The organism is Salegentibacter flavus (genome assembly GCF_900115145.1).
Lineage (GTDB): Bacteria > Bacteroidota > Bacteroidia > Flavobacteriales > Flavobacteriaceae > Salegentibacter > Salegentibacter flavus.
Window position 1 is genome coordinate 1 of sequence record NZ_FOVL01000041.1, and the last position, 5,272, is coordinate 5,272.

Below are 5,272 nucleotides of genomic sequence, written 5' to 3' on the forward strand. Positions count from 1 at the left end.
CTAATCCCCATATATAATTAACCAGCAAAGAACCGGTTTAGTCAACAGTGCGTTCATGTTCGGCCGTACCGGCCACACGAACGCTTAGTTATTGTACACAGTATTTTTTACTCAAAATCATCTGGATCAAAAACTTCGAGATTGGCTAATTCGGCTTTGTTTTGGAAATTTATATCCGAAGAAACAAAAATTAATCGTTGAGATGGATTTTTAGTTTGAAGTTCTAAAGCATTGGCAATTATTCTATCATCATTGTTTCTTGAATCCAACCAGTTCAATGTATAGGAAAAGTCAGGCTCGGTAGCGACCATTTTTAATAAAATTGATTTATTGACGGTAACTCCTTTCAGAACATTTCCTTGTTTTCTATACCCTTTGAGCCTCTTAATTACCGATTTTACCTTTTTACGAAAATCTTCATTTCTATGGGTTAGTTTCAATTTATCTAACTCCGACAAAACTGTTGGTAAGATTACCATTGTAAAATCTGTCGTATTAGCCACTTTTTGGTAGACAGTCGGATCGGGATACTGGATTAGAGCATTAGTGTCCGGAACTATTATTAAGCCATTTTCTTCTCTCCTGAGAAGCTCCAAATATTCTTTTATGATCGTGGTATTTTTACGTAGGACTGCTTTACCACTTTCAATTGAAGTCGGTGCCCGATTTTGTTCTATGAGATTCTTAATTTCTAAATTAGCCTCATTTATCTTTTGTTCTATGTCAGGTGTGGCTTTCGTTAAAAGTAATTCAAAATTTTGGTAAAAGTTATCGTAAGCTTCTTTGCAAAGAATCTGTCCTTTCTCATCCTTTTTTGTCCAATGATGAAAGTCAAACCCTACTAAGTAAAATCCTCCATTATAATTTTCATTTGGATCAGTATAAAGTATGGCTGACTTATCAAACATAGTATCTACTTGTGGTTCTAATTCCTCAATTTGATTGATAAGTTTGTCGATGTAGGTCATTCTTTAAAATATTGTGTACAACGTCTCGTATAAAAACTGTGCGAGTTGGTGAGCGTGATTGTCCGCAGGACAAGCCGCTAAGCTAGCGAGCAGGATGTTTCGATCTAAGACTGGTTTGAGCATTGTTTTTATATATTGTTGCCTAGCGTTGCGACACGTGCGAGTAAAAAATGTCCTTATTTCCTTCGCCGTGGCACTAGCAGTCCTCTAGATTGATTAGGTATGGTCAAAATAATATTGAAATAATAAAATTAATCCAAGTATGATGAGAGTCAGTTCTCCAAGTAGGATTTTTATATTGTTTGCTTGAACAAAATCTGTTTTTTCTCTTTTAAAGAAATCTTTTAAGGTCCTGATTCCGAGAAATAGGCCGGCAGAAATCAATATTAGTCCGAATAATAAATTCACAGTGGTTTTATAGAGGTTTTAGTTTTCATTTCTGTTAGACTTGATTTTGTCCGAGCAATGCTTGGCAACGTCTCGTATAAAAACTGTGCGAGCTGGCGGGCGTGATTGTCCGCAGGACAATCCGCTGAGCAAGTGAGCACAGACTTTCGATTAGAGACAGATTTAAGCATTGTTTTTATTTGTTGTTGGCGGTAGTTTATTTAATCAGATGCGCTAAGGCTTGAATCTTTTATTTTTTGGATAACCGTGATAATAATTCACTTCAATTAAAAAGGCTCTTGCCTCATTTGGTTTTTGGTAATCCGTCCATCCCAGAGAATCTAAAATTGTACTCCCTTTTGATAAAATAATGGAGTCCGTTGCAGATATCTTTTTAAAACTTTTGCGATTATAATTATCTGGTAGTCGGTCAAAATACAGGGTGTAAATAAGTTCTTTATGCTCACTTGTCTGCTTCACAATCTTGTCTGGGTAAAAACTATAGTAAAGTGAATTATCCACAGTTGCTAAAAGTCTTTTTTCATACCGACTCTCTTTTAGGTCCGTTTCAATATAAAATTTTGCCATACCCTGGTCCGACATTTCCCTGTCAACCATAGTCCGATTTGTTCCACACGAAACTATTAGTCCGATAAAAGAAATTGATAACAAGAAGATATGGTGTTTTTTCATTTAAGGTTTTTTGGAATTACCGCCAACGTCCCGTATAAAAACAGTGCAAGCTGGCGAGCTTGATTGTCCGCAGGACAATCAGGCGTTGCAAGCGAGCACGGACTTTCGATTTGAGACAGGTTTAAGCATTGTTTTTATACGTTGTTGTACACCGTTTAGTTCAGAACATTATTTGCTCTATCGATATATTCTCCAATGTAATAACTGGGGATTCCCTTTTCGAATCCATCTCTAAAAATTCCTATTCCGTTAGTCATTTCATTATTAACTGATTCTTGAATTTCTTGAGCTGCTTTTATTACTTCGAATAAAGTTAAATTTACTTCGCTTTCAATCTGTACGCTTTTCTTCAATCCTCCTTTAGGTCCAAAAGGGATCAGAAATAATCTATTAATATTTAGACTCTCAGAACTTAGTTCTTTTTCAACATTTTCTAAATTTTCACCTTTCAGATTGTTCCAACTATAATCTCTATATCTTCCAAATCTAATAGGTAAATCTGGTCGGAATATTTCGTATTCTTTTTCATTCAGGTCTTGACTTTTTATAAAAGAAGATTTCTTTTTGAAGAAGTCAGTTGATATTCTATAGAAAGAGGATTTTCTTCGAAGGTTGTCTGAAAACATCCATTTTCCTTCTTCCCATTGTGAGTCATAAAGGACCTCGTAATCATCAAAGCCAATGATTTTGATCGGCAAATCATCAAAATCCGTTTGATAAAGTCCGCCTAATTCTAATTTCATTTTGTTTTTAGTTAATGGTGTACAACGTCTCGTATAAAAACTGTGCGAGCTGGCGAGCGTGATTGTCCGCAGGACAATCCGCTGAGCAAGCGAGCAATAAGTTTCGATTCAAGACTGGATTAAGCATTGTTTTTATATGTTGTTGGCAAAAGTCATTTTCTTTATTTCCAATCTTTTAACCAACTGGTAACAAGTTGACGGTTTAAAAAGAGGTCTAAATGAAACTTCTGAAAACTATAAATCTCAAAAGCACTTCAATGATAAGGAATAAACCTCCCAGCAAAACAAAAGGTCTAAAGCGCTCTTCAAAGTTGGTAAAAGTAAATTCTTCTATCTCGGTTTTTTCCAAACTGTCAATTTCCTCGTATATTTTCCCAAGTTTTACATTATCTGTAGCTCTGTAGTATTTACCTCCAGTGGTTTGCGCAATCTCCCTTAAAAGACCTTCATCAATCTCAACACGGGTCATACTATATTGAAACTGCCCATTTGGAAGGGGAGAAACTGGGGAAAGCGCCATTCCATTGCTCCCTAGGCCAATTGTATAGGTTTTAATGTCATATTCCAGGGCTAATTCACTTGCTATTTTAGGATCTATAAAGCCGGAGTTGTTCACGCCATCAGTAAGGAGTATGATTACTTTGCTTTTAGCGTTGCTCTCCTTCAACCTGTTCACTGAGGTAGCAAGCCCCATTCCAATGGCGGTTCCCTGTTCCAGTACTGTATTATATTCGAGCTCCTCCAGCGCACGAAGTACCACTGCTTTATCGCTGGTAACAGGGGTAAGGGTAAAGCTCTCGCCGGCATAAACTACAAGTCCTATCCTGTCTGTTGGTCTTCCTTTTATAAATTCGGCAGCTACTTCTTTTAGCGCATCCAGACGATTGGGTTTAAGATCCCGGGCCAGCATACTTGCTGAAATATCTATGGCAAGCACTATATCAATTCCCAGCGTAGAAGATGATCTTGTGGTAACAACTGTAGAACGTGGATTAGCCATGGCTATGATAAAAAATGTCAGGGCGAGTATGCGCAACACGAACAAACCGTGCCTTAATGTTGAAAGGATACTACGCTGGGCTTTAAAACCCTTTACACTCGAGATTCGGAGTTCGGCCTGCTGTCTGTTCCTTGTTAAGAAATACCTGACCCCGACTATTGGTAGTAAAACTAGCAGCCAGAAAAATCCCGGATCTTCAAATATTAAATTATCAAACATAAATTTACTGTTTTATGAAATTCAACGAGATTATCTTTCTGGTGAGTATTCAAGTTCAAACATGTAAGGCATCTTGGCTCCATTTTTTACAGCCGAACATTCCAAAGATATTGCACCAATTTGTTTCCGATATTCGTTTATGGAGTCCAAGTTGCTTGTTTTGAAAGGCATAAAATAAGTATTATACATTTCGTCCCTTTCAAGAAAATAGCCATATTTCTGAATCCTTCCTTTTTCGAGTACTAACTCTTGGTCGATCATCATACCTAATATGTCTGGATTTATTGCTCCTTTGTTGACCTCCTCTATTAGCTTTGGAAATATTTTATGTCTATCCTCATATGACATATGCATTAATAAAATATTCGCTTTATCTGTTCCTATTTTATTGAGACCTGGAAAACCATGTTTTGCTATAATTGATTTCAGTTTAGCTTCATTTTGTTCATCAATTATCAATTGCAGATTTTTTATTGAGTCAATTTTTGACTCTAGTATGTCTTTAGCCATTAATCTATAATATTGATCTTTAAAAACCATGGAATCAATTACTGTCCGAAGATCTGAGTTCATTTTGCTATTTCTTTTTGCTTTTAACGAATCAAACTCAGGTTTAGAAATGATTCGCCCATCAATATTGTGGGGGGAAAGAATAGGATCTTGGACTATATCCTTCCAATTTAACTCGCCATATAAAATTGAATAATGCAAAAATTTCTGGCCCTTCTCATAAAGTCCGGAATGAACTAAAGCTTTAGCATATAAATAATGGTCATTTCTATAATCCGAAACATTGCAGCCCTGGATTCTTAATTCAAAAGCTTTCTTATAATTGTCGATGCTAGTTTTGTAATCTTCTAACAAATATGAACAGTAACCTTCATTCGCGTAGGTATAAAAATCAAAGCATCCCCTCCTTTTTTTATTATTTAATTCTGAATTAGCACAATTAGGTGGTATCAATAAAATAAAAGAGAGAATAATTAGTGGAGAAAAATACATACTAGAATTTTATTAATTATTTTATTTGTTATTATTGGATTTTTGCCAACGTCTCGTATAAAAACTGTGCGAGCTGGCCAGCTTGATTGTCCGCAGGACAATCAGGCGTTGCAAGCAAGCACAGACTTTCGAATTGAGACAGGTTTGAGCATTTTTTTTATACGTTGTTGAACTAAACCTAAAGGTAGCTTCAAGAGATCGCTAAATCACTATTCACTACCTTTAAGTATCTCTAATTATAATATTTAAAGTTATGAAAA

General features: G+C 35.9%; 5 protein-coding genes. All 5 read right to left on the reverse strand.

All coding sequences use genetic code 11. The features are described 5' to 3' along the window. Positions 1 to 107: 107 nt before the first annotated feature. Positions 108 to 968 (reverse strand): PIN domain-containing protein, encoded by an 861-nt coding sequence (locus BM266_RS16795; RefSeq protein WP_093411625.1) that lies wholly within the window; start codon positions 966 to 968, stop codon positions 108 to 110. Between the two features lie 621 nt (positions 969 to 1,589). Continuing rightward, on the reverse strand, positions 1,590 to 2,048 hold the full coding sequence (locus BM266_RS16800; RefSeq protein WP_139220686.1) for a hypothetical protein: 459 nt from the start codon (positions 2,046 to 2,048) through the stop codon (positions 1,590 to 1,592). A 155-nt stretch (positions 2,049 to 2,203) separates the two neighbouring features. Beyond that, complete coding sequence (locus BM266_RS16805) at positions 2,204 to 2,791, reverse strand: hypothetical protein (protein WP_093411627.1); 588 nt, start codon at positions 2,789 to 2,791, stop codon at positions 2,204 to 2,206. Positions 2,792 to 3,005: 214 nt separating this feature from the next. Next, positions 3,006 to 4,010 carry a vWA domain-containing protein gene (locus tag BM266_RS16810; RefSeq protein ID WP_093411628.1) on the reverse strand — a complete coding sequence of 335 codons (1,005 nt, stop codon included), beginning with the start codon at positions 4,008 to 4,010 and terminating at the stop codon, positions 3,006 to 3,008. 30 nt (positions 4,011 to 4,040) lie between these two features. After that, complete coding sequence (locus BM266_RS16815; protein WP_139220687.1) at positions 4,041 to 5,012, reverse strand: hypothetical protein; 972 nt, start codon at positions 5,010 to 5,012, stop codon at positions 4,041 to 4,043. Positions 5,013 to 5,272 lie beyond the last annotated feature (260 nt).

Bases quoted from the DNA above. Each gene is read 5' to 3' on its own strand.
- BM266_RS16800 (WP_139220686.1), bottom strand. From the start codon at position 2,048: ATGAAAAAACACCATATCTTCTTGTTATCAATTTCTTTTATCGGACTA.
- BM266_RS16805 (WP_093411627.1), bottom strand. From the start codon at position 2,791: ATGAAATTAGAATTAGGCGGACTTTATCAAACGGATTTTGATGATTTG.
- BM266_RS16810 (WP_093411628.1), bottom strand. From the start codon at position 4,010: ATGTTTGATAATTTAATATTTGAAGATCCGGGATTTTTCTGGCTGCTA.
- BM266_RS16815 (WP_139220687.1), bottom strand. From the start codon at position 5,012: ATGTATTTTTCTCCACTAATTATTCTCTCTTTTATTTTATTGATACCA.
- BM266_RS16795 (WP_093411625.1), bottom strand. From the start codon at position 968: ATGACCTACATCGACAAACTTATCAATCAAATTGAGGAATTAGAACCA.